The sequence below is a fragment of the Streptomyces scabiei 87.22 genome, from assembly GCF_000091305.1.
Lineage (GTDB): Bacteria > Actinomycetota > Actinomycetes > Streptomycetales > Streptomycetaceae > Streptomyces > Streptomyces scabiei.
In genome coordinates this window covers 7,549,369-7,566,487 of the sequence record NC_013929.1, presented here as the reverse complement: position 1 = coordinate 7,566,487, position 17,119 = coordinate 7,549,369, and the positions used below count along the sequence as shown (strand labels likewise).

The window sequence follows — 17,119 nt, the reverse complement described above, 5'->3', positions numbered from 1 at the left end:
ATTAGGCTCTGGCCTCGTGACCACCGTCCGGCTGCCGCTCTTCCCCCTGAACTCCGTGTTGTACCCGGGGCTCGTGCTACCTCTGAACATCTTCGAGGAGCGCTATCGCGCCATGATGCGCGAGTTGCTGAAGACCCCCGAGGACCAACCCCGCCGCTTCGCCGTCGTCGCCATCCGCGACGGCCACGAGGTCGCGCCGAGCGCTCCCGGCATGCCCGATCCGACCGCCCGGCCCGACCGGGGCCCCACCGCGGGCTTCGGCGGCGAACCGACCAAGGCGTTCCACTCCGTGGGCTGTATCGCGGACGCGGCGACGATCCGGGAACGCGACAACGGCACCTACGAGGTGCTCGCGACCGGGACGAGCCGGGTGCGGCTGCTCTCGGTGGACACCTCGGGCCCGTTCCTCGTGGCGGACCTGGAGGAACTGCCGGAGGACGCCGGTGACGAGGCGGGCGCGCTCGCGGAGGGCGTGCTGCGGGCGTTCCGCCAGTACCAGAAGCGGCTCGCGGGCGCCCGCGAGCGTTCGTTGTCCACGGGTGCGGACCTGCCGGACGAGCCGGCCGTCGTCTCGTACCTGGTCGCCGCCGCGATGATGCTCGACACGCCCGCCAAGCAGCGGCTGCTGCAGGCCCCCGACACGGCGTCCCGGCTGCGGGACGAGCTGAAACTCCTGCGCGCCGAGTCCGCCATCATCCGTAGTCTGCCGTCGTTGCCCGCGTCGGAGCTGACGCGGAGCCCGACGAGCCTCAACTGACGTACACGGATAGGCCGATGGCGAAGAAGTCGAAGAAGCAGCAGGCGGGCGGCACGCCCGCGACCGTAGCCCTGAGCGCGGCGGGCGTGGATTTCACCGTGCACGCCTACGAGCACGATCCGGCGCATCCGTCCTACGGCGAGGAGGCGGCCGAGGCGATGGGCGTGTCCCCCGAACGGGTCTTCAAGACCCTGGTGGCGGACGTCGACGGCGCGCTCGTGGTCGCGGTCGTGCCGGTGGCGGGCTCGCTGGACCTGAAGGCGCTGGCGACGGCGGTCGGCGGCAAGCGGGCGGCGATGGCCGATCCCGCTCTGGCGGAGCGCACGACGGGCTATGTCCGGGGCGGTATCTCCCCCCTCGGCCAGCGCAAGCGGCTCCGCACGGTGCTGGACGCGTCCGCGGAAGGCCACGAGACGATCTGCGTCTCGGCGGGGCGGCGCGGTCTGGAGGTCGAGCTGGCCCCTCGGGACCTGCGGAAACTGACGGAGGCGGTCGCTGCGCCGATCGGCCGCGGGTGACTCTCCGAGGTGCGGGTGGGGTGCGTTTTCGGGTGCGGGTGAGTGGGGGCTGGTCGCGCAGTTCCCCGCGCCCCTGAAAAGCAGGGGCTGCGCCCCACGCTTTTCAGGCCCGCAGGACCGTTGCTTTCAGGCGCGCAGGGCCTCGGCTTTCAGGCCCGCAGGGCCTGGTGCTTTTAGGGGCGCGGGGAACTGCGCGAGAAGCCCCACCGGGCCCGCGCCCGACGACGCACCCCTAACGCGTGCCGAGGGCCTCACCGTGCCCGTCCTCGAACACCGGCGGCTCCGGATCCCGGGGCCCGAACACCGCCGTCAGGCACAGATGCACCAGCATCGCCGCCATCGGCCACACCAGCAGCGCCCCCTTCGCCGCCAGCTTCAGCGGCGCGGAGAACGTCACCCCCTGCCCGACCTCCTTCGCCCGCGCCGCGACGTCCGTCTCGGGCCCGAGCCAGACCCCGAGCCGCCACGCCAGTACGCCGCCCAGCAGGCCGCCGACGGTGAGCGCCACGACGAGCGGCACCCCGCCGTGCCGGCGCAGCAGGAAGACGACGAGCGCGGACAGCGCGCCGGCGCCGAGGGCCAGGAGGACGAACGTTCCGTCCACCCCCACGGCCTGTTCGCCCTCGGTGTCCTTGAAGTAGACCGCCGACCCGTCGGAGACGAGCGGCACGTGCGGCGCGAGCCACCACCACAGCAGACCGAGCAGCACCCCGCCGACCAGCGCGGTGACCACGGTGACGACGGCGGCCTCGGTCAGCTCGGTCCGCAGTCCGGGACCGGCCGGCTTCTGCGGCTCGTACCAGAGGTCCGCCCCGCCCCCGCCGCCCGCGGGCGGCGGACCCCAGGGGTCGTTCGGGGACTGGTTGTGCGGCGGCGGAGGAGGAGTCAACGGTGCGGTCACCCTGCCATCGTGCCAGGCCCGGCAGCGCGCCGCGTCACCGGACGGCGGCCCGCCGGTACGCCCAGGTGGCGACGGCGAGCGAGACGACGCCGACCCCCGCGCACACGGCGAGGTCCCCGAGCACGAACGCCCAGTCGGGGTGCGGCCCGAAGGTCCGCGCGAGGGCCTCCACGCCGTACGTCGAGGGCAGCAGGTCCCGTGCGAACCGGATGAAGCCCGGCATCCGGTCGGCCGGCAGCACGCCCAGCAGCAGCGCCGCCGACATGCCCAGCTGCCCGAGGACGGTGGCCAGTTCCGGACGCGGGGCGAGCAGGCCCAGCGCGGCGCCGAGCCCGGCGAGCGCGGCCCCGGCGAGCGGGATCACCGCGGCGAGCACCCAGAGGTGGGCCACCGGCAGCCCGAAGAGCACACAGCCGAAGACGGCGGTCACGACGGTCCCCGGCACGGTGAACGAGGCGTACGCCCCCGCGGCGCCCAGCACCACCGCGGCCGGCGGCACCGGCAGCGTCGCGTAGTGGTCGAGGCCGCCGCTGGAGCGCAGCTGCCCGAAGTACTGGGCCAGCAGGTTCAGGGCGACGAAGGCGACGACCAGGACCGCAGAGCCGGCGACCACGGCGTGGGCCTCGGCCCCACCGTCCACCACTCCGCGCATCAGGATCATGATCCCGACGGACTGGAACGTGGCCACGAACAGCAGCGGGATCCGCGCGACCCGTGCCCGGGACAGCTGCGCCCGGTACACGGCGCAGAGCGAGGGCCACAGGCGCGCGCGGGGCCCCAGCTCGGCGGCCGCGCGCTCCACGCGCCCCTCTGCAGCCAGGGCCTGACCCGGCAGGATCTCGGCGGGTACGACACTCACGTCGAGCTGCTCCTCTGCGCTTCGGCTGTCGCCCATTGTCGTACGGCCGCGGCAGCCCTGCCGTTCACGTCCGCACCGGCCCTGCTCCGGTCCACGCCCGTGTCCCTCACCCCTTGACCAGTCCGTGTGCGCTGCCCGCGCTGCCGCCGAGGGCCAGGTAGACGTCCTCCAGGCTCGGCGTGGCGAGGGTGAAGTCGTCGAGCGCCACGAAGGCGGCGCCGCCGGTCACCGTGGCCACCACCGCGCGTGCCTCCTCGGGGGCGAGCCGGAGCGTCCAGCGGCGCCCGGACTCCACGGCGCGCGGGCGCAGCGCGGCGACCTCGGGCACGTCCAGCGGGGCGGTGTCCCGCCACACCAGGTCGACGCGCACCTCGCCCGCGACCCGCTCCTTCAGTCCGGCCGGGGTGTCGCAGGCGATGACCCGTCCCTGGTCGAGGACGGCGACGCGGTCGAGCACGGTCTCCGCCTCGATGACGTTGTGGGTGACCAGCAGGACGGTCGTCCCGGACTGCGCCCGCCGGCGGTCGACGGCGGCCCACACGGCCCGCCGGGCCACCGGGTCCATGCCGCTGGTCGGCTCGTCGAGCACCAGCAGGGGCCGCTCCCCGACGAGCGCGGTGGCGAAGCAGGCGAGCCGCCGCTGCCCGCCGGACAGCTTCTTCAGCGGCCGTGCGGCGAGCCCGGTCAGCCCCAGCTCCTCCAGCACGGCGTCCCGCTCGGCCCGGGCCCGTCGTACCTCCAGCCCGCGCAGCCGCCCCGTGGTCTCCGCGGCCAGCGCCACGGTCAGCTCGTCCAGGGCGGTCGACTCCTGCCCCAGGTAGGCGAGGATGCGCGCGGCCCGCTCGGGATGGCGCACGATGTCGTGGCCGAGGATCTCGACGGTGCCGTCGTCGGGCCGCATCAGTCCCGTGAGCTGCCGCACGAGCGTGGTCTTGCCCGCCCCGTTGGGGCCGAGCAGTCCGAAGATCTCACCGCGCCGGATCTCCAGCGCCACCGCGTCGTTGGCCCGCACCTCGGGAGTCCCCGGTGTCCCGCGGCGTCCCCGGGTCGCCGGATACGTCTTGGTGAGCCCTCGCACGGCACACACGACATCCCCGCCATGCCGGACCGCCTGTGCCGTACGCGTACTCACGAGGAACGAGCCTACGGGGTCCGGGGGGCCGTCATGTCTCCGGGGCGGTGCAGCGCCCCCCTCCAGGGGCGCGGGGCCGTCACCCATGCGGCTCCGCCGCGTGGGCGCGACCAGCCACGACGAACGCGCACTCGCCCTCCACCAGTCCTCCCCGAGCTGCCGGGCGCCCTACCGCTCCCCCGCCGGGGCGTGCTCGACCCCCGTCCGCACGTCGATCTCCCGCCAGAACCCGGCCCTGATCGCGTACCGGTCGTGCTCGTCGATCTGGTCGTCCTTGTGCGCCAGCAGTCCGAACCGTGCCGCGTACCGCAGCAGCTCCCCGTCGACCCGGTGCGGCACCCGCGGGTACATCCCCGACAGCTTCTGCAGATGCGTCTGGTCGGTCAGCCGGGCCATCCATCGCCGGGCGAACACCTGCCCGACCTCGAAGGGGTCGCCGCCGACCGTGGTGATGTCCTCCTCCCGGTCGGCCCACCGCTGCTCCGCGCTGGTCAGCTGCGCCAGGGTCGGCATCGCCGCCGCCTCGGGCGGCTCCGCCGCGCCGCCGGGCCGGTCCACCCAGCCCTTGTCGGAGGACCACCGCAGGGTGGCCGTCGCCGGGTGCTGGGCGGCGTGCGCCCCCGGTCCCCGCATCGCCGCGAGGTCCTTCGGCGTCGGTACGCCCTTGTGCGGGGCGGCCCGCTCCTCGGTCCCGTTGCGCGCGGCGTCCGCGGCCGAGGCGTGCTCGGCCTCCCCCTGCGGCCGCTCGGCGGCGGCCGCGAGGGCCGACTCGGGCAGCGGCGCCGACAGGATCGCGGCGATCTCCGGCCGCGGCACCGGCTGCGGCGCGCAGACCCCGCCGAGATCCTTGGCCCGCACGGCCTTGGTGATCCACATCCGGTCGAGCACACGCCGCTCGTCGGCCTCGGCGACCAGGTCCTCGGACTGGTTGTAGTCCCCGTCGGCGGCCTGGACGGCCCACAGGTGGACGGCGACGCCGTGCTCCTTGGCGGCCATCATGCCCGGCAGCAGATCTCCGTCGCCGGTCACGAGGACCACGTCGGAGCAGGCACGGTTGCGGGCCAGCTCGGTCAGTTCGGCGTGCATGGCGGCGTCCACACCCTTCTGGGCCCACCGCCCGTCGCTGCGGGTCAGCGCGCCGAGCCGCACGGTCACCCGGGGCATCACGCGCAGCCTGCGGTGCTCGGGCTGCGGGACCCGGTCGGGGGCGCCGTCGAACCAGTAGATGCGCAGCAACGGCCGCTCGGTGTCGGCCTCGGCGCGCTCGCGCAACCCCTGGATGAGGGCGGCGTGATCGACGGTGATGCGGGAGCGGGAGGGTTCCCCGGCGAGGAGGCTGGCGGCCGCGCCGAGCAGATACCCGGCGTCCACCAGGACGATGCAGCGGTCCACGCGATCCACCCTCTTTCCGGGAGGTTTGCTTCGGGCTTCCTTCGAGTCTGCCCGACCGCGCGGAGGTTAACGGCCGGAACTCGATCTTCGGCGTGGCGTCTTCGCCGTACGCCCTCCCGTGACACGGCACACGGTCCGACAACTCTCGTCACGGACGGTGATTTTCCGAAATGCGCGCCTTGTCATGCTATGTGAATCTGGTCGCGGCCCTGGCCCCGAGACCCCCTTCAGGAGGCAGATCCCCATGGCCAAGAACAAGAAGCAGGACCGTAAGCAGCCGCAGTCCGAGCGTGGTCAGCAGGAGGCCCAGCACTCCTCGATGGAGTCGCAGACCGAGACCCGCATGACGCAGGTGACACCCGGCGACATGGCCCGCAAGGGCCGGCAGAAGCGTTTCGGTCACAACTGACATCGGCGGGACGGGCTGTTGCAGCCCGGACACACCGAGGGGCGCGTCCGGAACTCCGGATGCGCCCCTCGCGCGTTCACGCCGCCGCGGCCCGCCGGGGTCCGCTCAGCCGGCCAGGCAGGACGGGCCGAGCAGCACCTTCAGATCGCCGAACAGGGCCGGATCCGGCTTCACCCGGTGCCGGTCCAGGCGCAGCACGGTCGTCTTGGTGGGGCCCTGGAGCCTGATCCGGACCTCGCTGTCGCCCTTGTGGTGGGTGAGGATCTCACCGAGCCGGCTGACCATGGGCGGGGTGACCCGGGTGGCCGGGATGGTGAGGATCACCGGCGCGTTGGTGCCCGCGTTCGACAGGTCGGGGACCTGCATCTCCATGGCGACCAGCCGCGGGACCTCCTCGCGCTTGTCGAGGCGGCCCTTGACGAACACGACCGCGTCCTCGACGAGTTGGGTCGACACGAGCTGGTAGGACGCGGGGAAGAACATGCACTCGATGGAACCGGCGAGGTCCTCCACCGTCGCGATCGCCCAGGCGTTGCCCTGCTTGGTCATCTTGCGCTGCAGGCCGGAGATGATGCCGCCGATGGTGACGACCGCGCCGTCCGCGTGCTCGCCGCCGGTGAGCTGGGCGATGCCCGCGTCGGCCTTGTCGGAGAGCACGTGCTCCAGTCCGAAGAGGGGGTGGTCGGAGACGTAGAGGCCGAGCATCTCCCGCTCCTGGGCGAGGAGATAGGTCTTCTCCCACTCGTCGGTGGTGAACTCGACGTCGAGCCCGAAGCCCGGCTCGCTGCTCTCCTCCTCGCCCATGCCGCCGAAGAGGTCGAACTGGCCCTCGGCCTCCTTGCGCTTGACCGCGACCACGTTGTCGATCATCGAGTCGAAGTGCGCGGTGAGGCCCTTGCGGGTGTGCCCCATCGTGTCGAACGCGCCCGCCTTGATCAGCGACTCCGTGGTGCGCTTGTTGCAGGCGACGGCCTCGACCTTGTCGAGGTAGTCGGGGAAGGAGGCGTACTTCCCCTTGGCCTTGCGGCTGCGGATGATCGACTCGACCACGTTGGTGCCGACGTTGCGCACGGCTTCGAGGCCGAACAGGATGACGTCGTCGCCCTGGGCGGCGAAGTTGTGCTCCGACTCGTTGACGTTCGGCGGGAGCACCTTGATCTTCATACGCCGGCACTCGTTGAGGTAGACGGCCGACTTGTCCTTGTCGTCCTTGACCGAGGTGAGCAGCGCGGCCATGTACTCGGCCGGGTAGTTGGCCTTGAGGTACGCGGTCCAGTAGGAGACGAGGCCGTACGCGGCGGAGTGGGCCTTGTTGAAGGCGTAGCCGGCGAAGGGCACCAGGACGTCCCACAGGGCCTGGATGGCCTCGTCGCTGTAGCCGTTCCTCTTGGCACCGGCCTGGAAGATGGTGAAGTTCTTCGCCAGCTCCTCGGGCTTCTTCTTGCCCATCACGCGGCGGAGGATGTCGGCCTCGCCGAGCGAGTACCCGGCGATGATCTGGGCGGCCTTCTGCACCTGCTCCTGGTAGACGATCAGGCCGTAGGTGACCGCGAGGACCTCTTCGAGCGGCTCCTCCAGCTCCTTGTGGATCGGTGTGATCTCCTGGCGCTTGTTCTTGCGCTCCGCGTAGTTGATGTGCGAGTTCATGCCCATCGGGCCCGGCCGGTAGAGGGCCGAGACGGCGGAGATGTCCTCGAAGTTGTCGGGCTGCATCTGGCGGAGCAGGGAGCGCATCGGGCCGCCGTCGAACTGGAAGACGCCGAGGGTGTCACCGCGGCAGAGCAGTTCGAAGGTCTTGGGATCGTCCAGCGGGAGCGCGAGCATCTCCAGGTCGATGCCCTTGTTGGCCTTCACCATCTTGATGGCGTCGTCCATGATCGTGAGGTTGCGCAGGCCCAGGAAGTCCATCTTCAGCAGGCCGAGCGACTCGCACTGCGGGTAGTCCCACTGGGTGATCGTGACGCCGTCGGTGTGCCGCACCCAGATCGGGGCGTGGTCGACGATGGGCTCGCTGGACATGATCACGCCGGCCGCGTGCACACCCATCTGCCGGACCAGGCCCTCGACGCCCTTGGCGGTGTCGATGACCTTCTTCACGTCCGGTTCGTTCTCGTACATCGACCGGATCTCGCCCGCCTCGCTGTAGCGGGGGTGGGAGGGGTCGGTGATGCCGTTGAGGTCGATGCCCTTGCCGAGGACGTCGGCGGGCATCGCCTTGGTGAGCCGGTCGCCCATCGCGTACGGGTAGCCGAGCACGCGCGCGGAGTCCTTGATGGCGTTCTTCGCCTTGATCTTGCCGTAGGTGCCGATCATGGCGACCTTGTCGGCGCCGTACTTCTCGGTCACGTACCGGATCACCTCGACGCGCCGGCGCTCGTCGAAGTCGATGTCGACGTCGGGCATGGAGATGCGCTCGGGGTTGAGGAACCGCTCGAAGATCAGTCCGTGCGGGATCGGGTCGAGGTCGGTGATGCCCATGGCGTACGCGACGATCGAGCCGGCCGCGGAGCCACGGCCGGGGCCGACCGCGATGCCCTGCTTCTTGGCCCACATGATGAAGTCGGCGACCACGAGGAAGTATCCCGGGAAGCCCATCGAGATGATGGTGTCCATCTCGTACTCGACCTGCTTCATGCGGTCGTCCGGGATGCCGTCCGGGAAGCGGCGGTGCATGCCGCGCATGGTCTCCTCGCGGAACCAGGTGACCTCGGTGAAACCCTCGGGGATGTCGAACTTCGGCATGAGGTTCCTGGCCTCGAACATGCCGGAGGTGTCGATCTGCTCGGCCACCAGCAGGGTGTTGGCGCAGCCCTCCTGCCAGGCGTCCGAGGAGTCGACGGCGTACATCTCCTCGGTGGACTTGAGGTAGTAGCCGGTGCCGTCGAACTTGAAGCGGTCCGGGTCGGAGAGGTTCTTGCCGGTCTGGATGCACAGCAGCGCGTCGTGCGCGGTCGCCTCGTGCGCGTACGTGTAGTGCGAGTCGTTGGTGACCAGCGGCGGGATGCCGAGCTTCTTGCCGACCCGGAGCAGGTCCTCGCGGACCCGGTGCTCGATGTCGATGCCGTGGTCCATCAGCTCCAGGAAGTAGCGGTCCTTGCCGAAGATGTCCTGGTACTCGGAGGCCGCCTTCACCGCCTCGTCGAACTGGCCGAGGCGCAGCCGGGTCTGCAGCTCGCCGGAGGGGCAGCCGGTGGAGGCGATCAGCCCCTCGGACCACTGGGAGATGGTCTCCTTGTCCATCCGGGGCCACTTCTGCAGCCAGCCCTCGGCGTACGCGTCCGAGGAGAGCTTGAAGAGGTTGTGCAGGCCCGTCCTGTTCGCCGCCCAGATCGTCTTGTGCGTGTAACCGCCCGAACCGGACACGTCGTCCCGCTTCTGGTGCGGCTGGCCCCACTGGATCTTGCGCTTGTTGCGCCGGGACTCGGGGGCGACGTACGCCTCGATGCCGATGATCGGGGTGACGCCGGCCTTCTTGGCGGTGTGGAAGAAGTCGTAGGCCCCGTGGAGGTTGCCGTGGTCGGACATGGCGATGTGGGTCATGCCCATCTCGTTGCACGCGTCGAACATGTCCTTGAGCCGCGCGGCACCGTCCAGCAGCGAGTACTGGGTGTGGACGTGCAGGTGCGTGAACGGCGGCTTTGACACGGCTTCGGCCTCCAAGGGACACAACAGGGGAAACAGGCGTGAACGACTTCCCCACCGGCTACGGACAGTCTGGGGGACAGCGTCGAAGTCTATGCCTCGGGACTGACACCGGGAGGGGTGTCCCCCGTACCTTTCGGGGAGGAGCCGCGGGCACTCGCGCGCGCCCTCGCACGTTCAGAAGTCGACCCACCCGTGATCACCAGGAGGCACCCCGCGATGTCGGTCCCCCAGCTCGACGACGAGCGCCGCGGCGACGAGATCCTCGCCGTCTTCGACACCGCCTTCGGCCAGCTCCTGGCCGCCGACCCGGCCGCGTTCCGCGTGAAGTTCCGGAAGATGGCGGCCTCGGCCTTCGCGTTCTACCGGGGCACGGCGTGCCTGTTCTACAAGGACCTGGACGACGAGAAGGGCTCCGGTCCGTACCTGGACGAGCGCACCTCGCGCGTGTGGATCCACGGCGACCTGCACGCGGAGAACTTCGGCACGTACATGGACTCCACGGGCCGCCTGATCTTCAACGTGAACGACTTCGACGAGGCGTACGTCGCCCCCTTCACCTGGGACCTGAAGCGGTTCGCCGCCTCCGTGGCGCTCATCGGGTACGCGAAGGCGCTGAGCGACGAGCAGATCACGGAGCTGGTGGAGACCTACGCGGCCGCCTACCGCGAGCGGATCCACGCCATAGCGGCCGGCGCCAAGCGGGACGAGGTCCCTCCGTTCACGCTGGACACCGCCCAGGGCCCGCTGCTGGACGCGCTGCGCGACGCCCGCTCGCTGACCCGTTTCGGCCTCCTGGACTCGATGACGGAGATCCGTGACTTCGAGCGCCGGTTCGCGCCGGGCGGCGGTTCCATCGAGCTGGACGCGGCCACGCGCTACAAGGTGCTGGCCGCCTTCGACGGCTATCTGGAGACGCTCCCGGAGTCCTCGCTGACCCGCCCGGACTCCTACCGGGTGAAGGACGTCGTCGGCCGCCGGGGCATCGGCATCGGCTCGGCGGGCCTGCCGTCGTACAACATCCTGCTGGAGGGCGCCACCGACGCCCTGGAGAACGATGTGGTGATCTACATCAAGCAGGCGCAGACCCCGGCCGTCTCCCGGCACGTCACCGACCAGCGCATCCGGGACTACTTCCAGCACGAGGGCCACCGCACGGTCATCTCCCAGCGGGCCCTCCAGGCGCACGCGGACCCGTGGCTGGGCTGGACCGAGCTGGACGGCGCCGGGCAGCTGGTCGCCGAGGTGTCGCCGTACGCGGTGGACCTGGACTGGAGCGACATCGACGACCTGGAGGAGATCGCGGCGGTCGTCGCCGACCTCGGCCGGGCCACGGCCACGATGCACGCGGCGGCGGACGACCTGACCGGGCAGTCCCTGGTGCCGTTCTCCACGGAACGGGCCATCGACGCGGCGATCGCGGCCGACGAGGAGGGCTTCGCCCCGCTCCTGGTGGACTTCGCGCACGCGTACGGGGCACGCGCGCGCAGGGACCACCAGATCTTCGTCGACCTCTTCCGCAACGGCCGGATCCCCGGCCTGCGCAACCACTGAGGCCGCCGGGAAGGACTTCGGCGGGGACGAGACCTCGCACACTCACAGGGACCTTTTAGCGGTCCCTTACGTGCCCGCGTGGGACACTCTCCGACGGCATGGACATATCCGGGACCCCCTTCAGAGCCGTACGCGCGGCGCTGTTCACGGCTGTCGTCGTGACGCTCAGCACCGCGTCGCACGTCCTGCTGTCCGGGGTCCCGCTGCCGTTCACCACCGTCGCCGCCATCACCGCGGCGGTCTTCCTCGCCGCCTTCGCCCTGGCCGGCCGCGAGCGCGGCTTCGGGCGGATCGCCGGAGTGCTGATCCCCCTGGAGCTGGCCGCCGACACGGTCTTCACCACGGGTCAGCACGCCTGTTACGGCGAGGCGGGCGGCCCCGTCACGGGTCCGCTGCGGCAGGTCGGACTGGACGTACTGTGCGGCGGCGGGGGCGTCGGCGCGCCGCTGGCGCGGGTCGCCGGCGGCTCCGAGCGGGCGGCCTCGCTGCTCGCGGGCGCCGGTCCGGGGGCCGCCTGGCTGCTGCTCGCCGCGCACGTCGGCGTGGGCCTGCTGGCCGCCGCCTGGCTGCGGCGCGGTGAGCGGGCGCTGGCCCGGCTGCTGGACGCGGCGGTCGCCACCGGCTTCCGCCCGCTGCTGATCGCGTTCGCCGCGGTCCTGGTACGGCCCCTGCGGGCGCAGCACCGGCCGAGGCGCACCGCGCACCGTACGGCCGGCGCGCGCCCCCTCCTCCACACGCACTCCCTGGGGCGGCGTGGACCGCCGTGCTCGGTCACCTTCGCGTGACCACCTCCTGAGCACGAGCAGGTCCCCCTCACACCCCATCGCGCACCCCGTGTGCGCGTTTTCCCAGGGAGTTCATCCACATGAGCAAGCGGAACAGCAGCGCGGCGAAGTCGGCGGCCCGTGAGCGGCTGCGTCTGGAGCGCGAGCGTCAGGCCAAGCGCGCGAAGGTCAGGCGGCAGGCGATCGTCGCCGCCTCGATCGTCGCGGTCCTCGCGATAGCCGGCGGCATCGGCTACGCCGTGGTCCAGAACAACAAGCCCGGCAAGTGGGAGGAGGCCGCCGAGGCCACGGTGGTCGCCCCGGCGAACACCTCGGGCAAGAACGGCACCACCGTGCTGGTCGGCGACTCCAAGACCAAGAACGTCGTCCACCTGTACGAGGACCCGCGCTGCCCGGCCTGCGCCGCCTTCGAGCAGACCGTCGGCGAGACGGTCAACAAGGGCATGCAGGACGGCGACTACAAGCTCTCCTTCACGATCGGCACCTTCCTCGACGGCAACCTCACCGGGGAGGGCTCGAAGAACGCGCTGAGCGCGCTCGGCGCCGCCCTGGACGTCAGCCCCGAGGCGTTCCTCGACTACAAGACCGCGTTGTACTCGGTGAAGTACCACCCGGAGGAGTCGACCGACGAGTTCGCCCAGGACAGCTACCTGATCAAGGTGGCGAACACGGTCGACGCGCTGAAGAACAACAAGAAGTTCCAGGACGCCGTGAAGAAGGGCACCTACGACGCCTGGGCGATGCGGATGAGCAAGTCCTTCGACGACGCCGACGGGGTCAAGTCCACCCCCACCATCAAGATCAACGACAAGGTGATCACCAACCCGTCCACGGTCGCGCAGTGGCAGACGGCGCTCAAGGACGCGGGCGTCACCAAGTAGCCGCCGCGGGGCGCACGTGAGCGGGCGAGCGCCCCCGGAGAACGGCTCCGGGGGCGCCCGCCCGACGCTGCGGCAGCAGCCGCCGAAGCGGCTACGGCGCGATGTACGGCTTGACCCGCTTGCGGTAGTCCTCGGGGCGGACCTCGTTGTAGTACTTGTCGGCGTCCTCGTCGTCCGAGGTGAAGATATAGGCCGGGCACTCGTCCGACTCGGCCTTGCCCTTGTACCCGAACTGCTCCTTGCCCGTGCGGGCCTCGACGACCCGCACCCGGTACGAGGTGTTGTACGTCCGGATCTTCAGCGGTTTGCCGTCGGCCTCCATGTCGCAGACCTTGCCGGTCGCGGTGGCCTTGGTGCGCTCGACGCAGACGACCAGCTCCGCCTTCTCCACCTTGTCCTCGTAGTCGAGGAACCAGCCCTTGGGGAAGTCGCCGTCCACGGGCACGCTGCTCGTCCACCCGTCGCCGGTGCTGTTCATGAGCTGGGCCGGGTGCACGGTCTTCTTGGCGCGGTCGTAGGCCGGCAGCCCCTTGAAGCCGAGGTTGTCGGCACAGACCCGCTCCAGGTCCTGGGTCGTCACCGGGACCTCCGGCTCGTCCGCGGCGGCTCCGCCCGACGACGATCCGCCGCCGCTCCCGGCCCCGGTGGTCGAGGCGGGTGACGAACACCCGCACAGGACCGCGCCCAGCACTCCCGCGGCGACCCAGATCCGGGCACGCTGCATGACGACCTCCCTGCCGAAAGAAAAAGAGGCAGGCAGGGCATGTCCCCCCGGGTCATGCCCTGTCCCCCCTGCCCTGCCGAACACCAGCCTGCCGGGCGCCGGGCCCCCGGGCATCGGGGAAGATCCCCCATGTAGTGGTGCGACCCCCGGGGACGTGGGGGCTACCCTGTACGCGCCTCGAAGGTGCTTTCGAGGGATGCCCGGCGGGGGTGCGTACGCGCGCGTACGAGGGCGTACGAGGGTTGTCACGACCATCCCGACAGGGCGCAGGGGGCCTGCAGTTGTCGTTCTCTTCGGTGCCGTCGCCGTTCTCCCCGACGCCGTCCTCGCCGGCCGCTTCGTCCGCGCCGTTCGCGTCCCCGTCGAACGACCCTTTCGCGTCGCTGTCGTCGCCCGCTCTCGTCGGCCGGCGGGCCGAGCGGGAGCTTCTGGCGGCCGCCGTCCGGGCGGCCAGGGACGGGCGGGGATCGTCCGTCTTCGTGCTGGGCGAGCCCGGTATCGGCAAGTCCCGGCTCGTCGAGGACACGGCGTCGGCCGCCGCGGGCGCCGGCGCACGGGTCCTGCGCGGGCGCGCCGCGTCCGCCGGGCGCGCGGTGCCCCTGCGCCCGCTGGCGGAGGCGGTGTTCTCAGGCTTACGGGGCGAGGGGGCGCCCTCGGACGGGGACCTCGGCCTCTACGAGCCGCTGCTGTCCCGGCTGTGCGGATCGGCACCGCAGGACGGCGCGCCCCTGGTCGGGTACGCCGAGGCGGTGCTCCGGCTCCTGCACGTCCTCGGCCGTGACGGCGGCTGTGTCCTGGTGCTGGAGGACCTGCACGACGCGGACGCCGACACACTCGCCGTCGTCGACTATCTGACGGACAACCTCACCGCTCAGCGGGCCGTTCTGCTGGCCACCCTGCGCGGCGGGTCCGGCCCGGCGCTCGACCTCGCCGAGGCCGCCGCGTCCCGTCGTACGGCCCGCACGGTCCGCCTCGCCCGCCTCGGGCCGGCCGGCACCGCCGAGCTGGCCGCCCGGTGCCTGGGCCACGACACCGCCGAGGAGGTTCCGGCGGCGGTCCTGGAGCGGCTGCACACCGTTTCCGAGGGCGTTCCCTTCGTGGTGGAGGAGCTGCTGCGGGCCATGGTGGACGGCGGCGGTCTCGTCCGGGACGAGGGTTCCCGCTGGACGGTGGCGGGCTCGCTGGACGCCGACGTGCCGGACACCGTCGCCGCCGCCGTGCTGCAGCGCGTGGACCAGCTGCCCCCGGCCGGCATCGCCCTGCTGGAGGCGGCGGCGGTCCTCGGCCGGCGTTTCCCCGTCGACATCGCCGCTCGCGCGGCGGGCCTGGACCACGCCACCGCCCTCACCCAGCTCCGCCACGCGGCCCGTGCCCACCTCGTCTCCGGCGCCACCGCCGCCTCGGACCCCGGCTGGCACACCTTCCGCCACGCCCTCACCGCCGAGGCCATCACCCGGCGCCTCCTCCCTCCGGAACGCGCGGCCCTGTGCCTGGCGGCCGCGGACGCGATCGAGGCGGCGAAGGGGGTGGGGCGAGAGGGGCGAGAGGAGGACACAGCGCGTCCCGCCGCGACGGGCCTCGACGGCGCGACCGCCGACGGGGACGGTCCGACACGCCCGGGCACGCCGGACGGAACGTACCCCGGCACGCCCGCCGCCGCTCCGTCCTCGGCCCCGGGCCGTCCGCGCCCGCCCCTCGGCGCGGAGGCGGGCGACGATCTGTACCGGCTCGCGGCGGAGCTGTGCGTGGCCGCGGGGCGGCCGGCACGGGCGGCGGTGCTGCTCGTCCGGGCCGGGCGGCAGGCGGTGGCGCGGGGTGCGCTGCTGACCGCCGTCGAACTCCTCGACCGGGGCCTGGAGCTGACCGCCGGCGCCCCGGACGCGCCGCCCGAGGCCGTGGCCCGGCTGCTGGAGGAACTGCTCGGCACGCTGGTCCTCACCGGTGACGTGCGGCGCGTGCCCGAGCTAGGGGACCGGCTGGACCGCGTCCTGACGGTGTGGGGCGCGCCGGCCGCGCGCCGGGCGGCGGGGTTCCTCACTCGGGCGCGGGCCGCCGCGACCGCCCAGCAGTGGGAGGAGGGCCTGACCGCCGTACGGCGGGCGCGGGAGCTGCTCGGTGAGCTGCCCGACCCGGCGGCCCGCGCCGCCCTGGACGCGGTCGCCGCCCACCTGGTGCTCAACTCGCAGCGCCCGGACCGGCTGGAGAGCGCCCGCGCACTCGCCGAGGGGGCCGTCGCGACCGCCGAGGAGGTGGGACTGCCGGAGGTGGCGTGCAAGGCGCTGAACATGCTCGGCTACTGCCTGCGGCCCCGGGACCTCGGTGCGGCGGAGGAGGCGTTCGCCCGGCTGGTGGCCACCGCCGAGGCCCACGCGCTGCCGGTCTGGCGGATCCGCGGTCTGCTGGAGCTGGGCGTGCTGGACCGTGTCCGGTTCACCGGCACGGACCGGCTGCTCGCCGCGCGGGGAGCGGCCGAGGACACCGGCGCCGTGCTCATGACGGCCTGGGCCGACATGCATCTGACCCTCGCCCACATCCTGCGCGACGAACACGAGCGGGCGGCGGAGTCCGCGCGCCGGCTCCGGGCGACGGCCCGCAGACTGCGGCTGCGGGAGGTGGAGCTGATCGGTGCCGGCGTGGACGGCATCCTCGCCGCCTCGCTCGGGGAGCGGGAGAAGCTCGACACCACGCTGCGCACCCTGGAGCGCGCGCTCGCCGGGCGGAGCGCCGGAGCGCTCTGGGGCTACGCCGACACCTCGGTGTGGGGCTGGGCACAGGGCATCTGCTCCCTGCTGCGCGAGGAACCCGACCGCGCGCTGGCCGAGTTCACGGAGGCGGACGGCGTCATGCGCGCGCTGCCCAGCACCGGCGGCGTCACCGGCTTCCTCGGCCCGTACCTGCTGTTGCGCACCCTGCGCGGCGCGACCGGCTGGGATGAACTGGACGGCCCCGGCACCGAACGGCTCGCCCAGGTCCAGTGGGACCGCCCCTTCGCCGGCTGGTCCCGGGCCGTCCTGCTGGGCCGCGAGGGCCGCGCCGCCGAGGCCGCCAAGACGGCCGAGGAGGCGCTGACCGGGACCTCCACGGTCCCGCTGGCCGCGCACCTGTGTCTGCGCCTGGGGGCCGAGGCCGCACTCGCCGACGGCTGGGGCCGGCCCGTCGCATGGCTGCGCACCGCCGAACAGTTCTTCCACGAGCGGGGCACCACGCGGGTGTCCGCCGCGTGCCGGGCCCTGCTGCGCGAATCCGGCTCGCCGGTGCCCCGCCGCCGGCAGGGCCACGACGCCGTCCCGGGGGAACTCCGGCGTGCGGGGGTGACCGCGCGGGAGTACGAGGTGCTGCGTCTGCTGGGCGCCCGGCTCGGCAACCAGGAGATCGCCGAGCACCTGTTCCTCTCGCCCCGCACCGTGGAGAAGCACCTCGCCAGCCTCCGGGACCGCACCGGTCGCCCCGACCGTGCCGCGCTGATCGCCCTGGCCAGGAAGTACGCCGACGACAGGTGACCCACGGCCTGCGACGGGCCGGCCGACGCTCCCTCAGCGGCCTCCGCTCGCCCCCTCAGCGGTCC

13 protein-coding genes are annotated in these 17,119 nt (G+C 72.3%); 7 read left to right on the top strand and 6 right to left on the bottom strand.

The features are described 5' to 3' along the window. The first annotated feature begins 16 nt into the window (after nt 1-16). Together SCAB_RS32635 and ybaK are read left to right on the top strand one after the other, a co-directional pair. Nucleotides 17-757, top strand: coding sequence for an LON peptidase substrate-binding domain-containing protein (locus tag SCAB_RS32635; RefSeq protein WP_013004381.1), 741 nt, complete (start codon nt 17-19; stop codon nt 755-757). 17 nt (nt 758-774) lie between these two features. Beyond that, entirely contained in the window at nt 775-1,275 is a 501-nt protein-coding gene (gene ybaK, locus SCAB_RS32630) for a Cys-tRNA(Pro) deacylase (RefSeq protein ID WP_013004380.1), read from the top strand. A 232-nt stretch (nt 1,276-1,507) separates the two neighbouring features. Here the strand turns inward: ybaK and SCAB_RS32625 are convergent, their stop codons facing one another. The 4 genes from SCAB_RS32625 to SCAB_RS32610 form a co-directional block, all read right to left on the bottom strand. Next, complete coding sequence (locus tag SCAB_RS32625; protein WP_013004379.1) at nt 1,508-2,176, bottom strand: hypothetical protein; 669 nt, start codon at nt 2,174-2,176, stop codon at nt 1,508-1,510. Nucleotides 2,177-2,210: 34 nt separating this feature from the next. Then, on the bottom strand, nt 2,211-3,071 hold the full coding sequence (locus SCAB_RS32620; protein ID WP_013004378.1) for an ABC transporter permease: 861 nt from the start codon (nt 3,069-3,071) through the stop codon (nt 2,211-2,213). Between the two features lie 70 nt (nt 3,072-3,141). Next, nucleotides 3,142-4,167: an ABC transporter ATP-binding protein gene (locus SCAB_RS32615; RefSeq protein ID WP_173402924.1), complete on the bottom strand. Its 1,026-nt coding sequence runs from the start codon at nt 4,165-4,167 to the stop codon at nt 3,142-3,144. A gap of 168 nt (nt 4,168-4,335) precedes the next feature. After that, a complete protein-coding gene (locus tag SCAB_RS32610) occupies nt 4,336-5,559 on the bottom strand; it encodes an NYN domain-containing protein (protein ID WP_013004376.1) in 1,224 nt (407 codons plus the stop codon). Between the two features lie 244 nt (nt 5,560-5,803). Between SCAB_RS32610 and SCAB_RS47870 the strand changes: the two genes are divergently transcribed. Further along, nucleotides 5,804-5,968 carry a hypothetical protein gene (locus SCAB_RS47870; RefSeq protein WP_013004375.1) on the top strand — a complete coding sequence of 55 codons (165 nt, stop codon included), beginning with the start codon at nt 5,804-5,806 and terminating at the stop codon, nt 5,966-5,968. A gap of 105 nt (nt 5,969-6,073) precedes the next feature. On the opposite strand, the gene dnaE is transcribed toward SCAB_RS47870, so the two are convergent. Further along, on the bottom strand, nt 6,074-9,613 hold the full coding sequence (gene dnaE, locus SCAB_RS32605) for a DNA polymerase III subunit alpha (protein WP_013004374.1): 3,540 nt from the start codon (nt 9,611-9,613) through the stop codon (nt 6,074-6,076). A gap of 216 nt (nt 9,614-9,829) precedes the next feature. Here dnaE and SCAB_RS32600 point away from each other — a divergent pair, with 216 nt between their 5' ends. The 3 genes from SCAB_RS32600 (at nt 9,830) to SCAB_RS32590 (ending at nt 12,830) form a co-directional block, all read left to right on the top strand. Continuing rightward, on the top strand, nt 9,830-11,164 hold the full coding sequence (locus SCAB_RS32600) for a DUF2252 domain-containing protein (RefSeq protein ID WP_013004373.1): 1,335 nt from the start codon (nt 9,830-9,832) through the stop codon (nt 11,162-11,164). Nucleotides 11,165-11,262: 98 nt separating this feature from the next. Continuing rightward, nucleotides 11,263-11,949 carry a hypothetical protein gene (locus tag SCAB_RS32595; RefSeq protein ID WP_013004372.1) on the top strand — a complete coding sequence of 229 codons (687 nt, stop codon included), beginning with the start codon at nt 11,263-11,265 and terminating at the stop codon, nt 11,947-11,949. An 80-nt stretch (nt 11,950-12,029) separates the two neighbouring features. Continuing rightward, nucleotides 12,030-12,830, top strand: a complete 801-nt coding sequence (locus tag SCAB_RS32590) for a DsbA family protein (protein ID WP_013004371.1) — start codon at nt 12,030-12,032, stop codon at nt 12,828-12,830. Nucleotides 12,831-12,921: 91 nt separating this feature from the next. Here the strand turns inward: SCAB_RS32590 and SCAB_RS32585 are convergent, their stop codons facing one another. Next, nucleotides 12,922-13,554 (bottom strand): hypothetical protein, encoded by a 633-nt coding sequence (locus tag SCAB_RS32585; RefSeq protein WP_013004370.1) that lies wholly within the window; start codon nt 13,552-13,554, stop codon nt 12,922-12,924. A gap of 281 nt (nt 13,555-13,835) precedes the next feature. Here SCAB_RS32585 and SCAB_RS32580 point away from each other — a divergent pair, with 281 nt between their 5' ends. Further along, nucleotides 13,836-17,054 (top strand): helix-turn-helix transcriptional regulator, encoded by a 3,219-nt coding sequence (locus SCAB_RS32580; protein WP_231885158.1) that lies wholly within the window; start codon nt 13,836-13,838, stop codon nt 17,052-17,054. Nucleotides 17,055-17,119: the final 65 nt, after the last annotated feature.

What these genes read in the sequence shown, in the direction of transcription:
- ybaK (WP_013004380.1), top strand. Translation starts at nt 775, where the DNA reads ATGGCGAAGAAGTCGAAGAAGCAGCAGGCGGGCGGCACGCCCGCGACC.
- SCAB_RS32600 (WP_013004373.1), top strand. Translation starts at nt 9,830, where the DNA reads ATGTCGGTCCCCCAGCTCGACGACGAGCGCCGCGGCGACGAGATCCTC.
- SCAB_RS32585 (WP_013004370.1), bottom strand. Translation starts at nt 13,554, where the DNA reads ATGCAGCGTGCCCGGATCTGGGTCGCCGCGGGAGTGCTGGGCGCGGTC.
- SCAB_RS32590 (WP_013004371.1), top strand. Translation starts at nt 12,030, where the DNA reads ATGAGCAAGCGGAACAGCAGCGCGGCGAAGTCGGCGGCCCGTGAGCGG.
- SCAB_RS32620 (WP_013004378.1), bottom strand. Translation starts at nt 3,071, where the DNA reads ATGGGCGACAGCCGAAGCGCAGAGGAGCAGCTCGACGTGAGTGTCGTA.
- SCAB_RS32595 (WP_013004372.1), top strand. Translation starts at nt 11,263, where the DNA reads ATGGACATATCCGGGACCCCCTTCAGAGCCGTACGCGCGGCGCTGTTC.
- SCAB_RS47870 (WP_013004375.1), top strand. Translation starts at nt 5,804, where the DNA reads ATGGCCAAGAACAAGAAGCAGGACCGTAAGCAGCCGCAGTCCGAGCGT.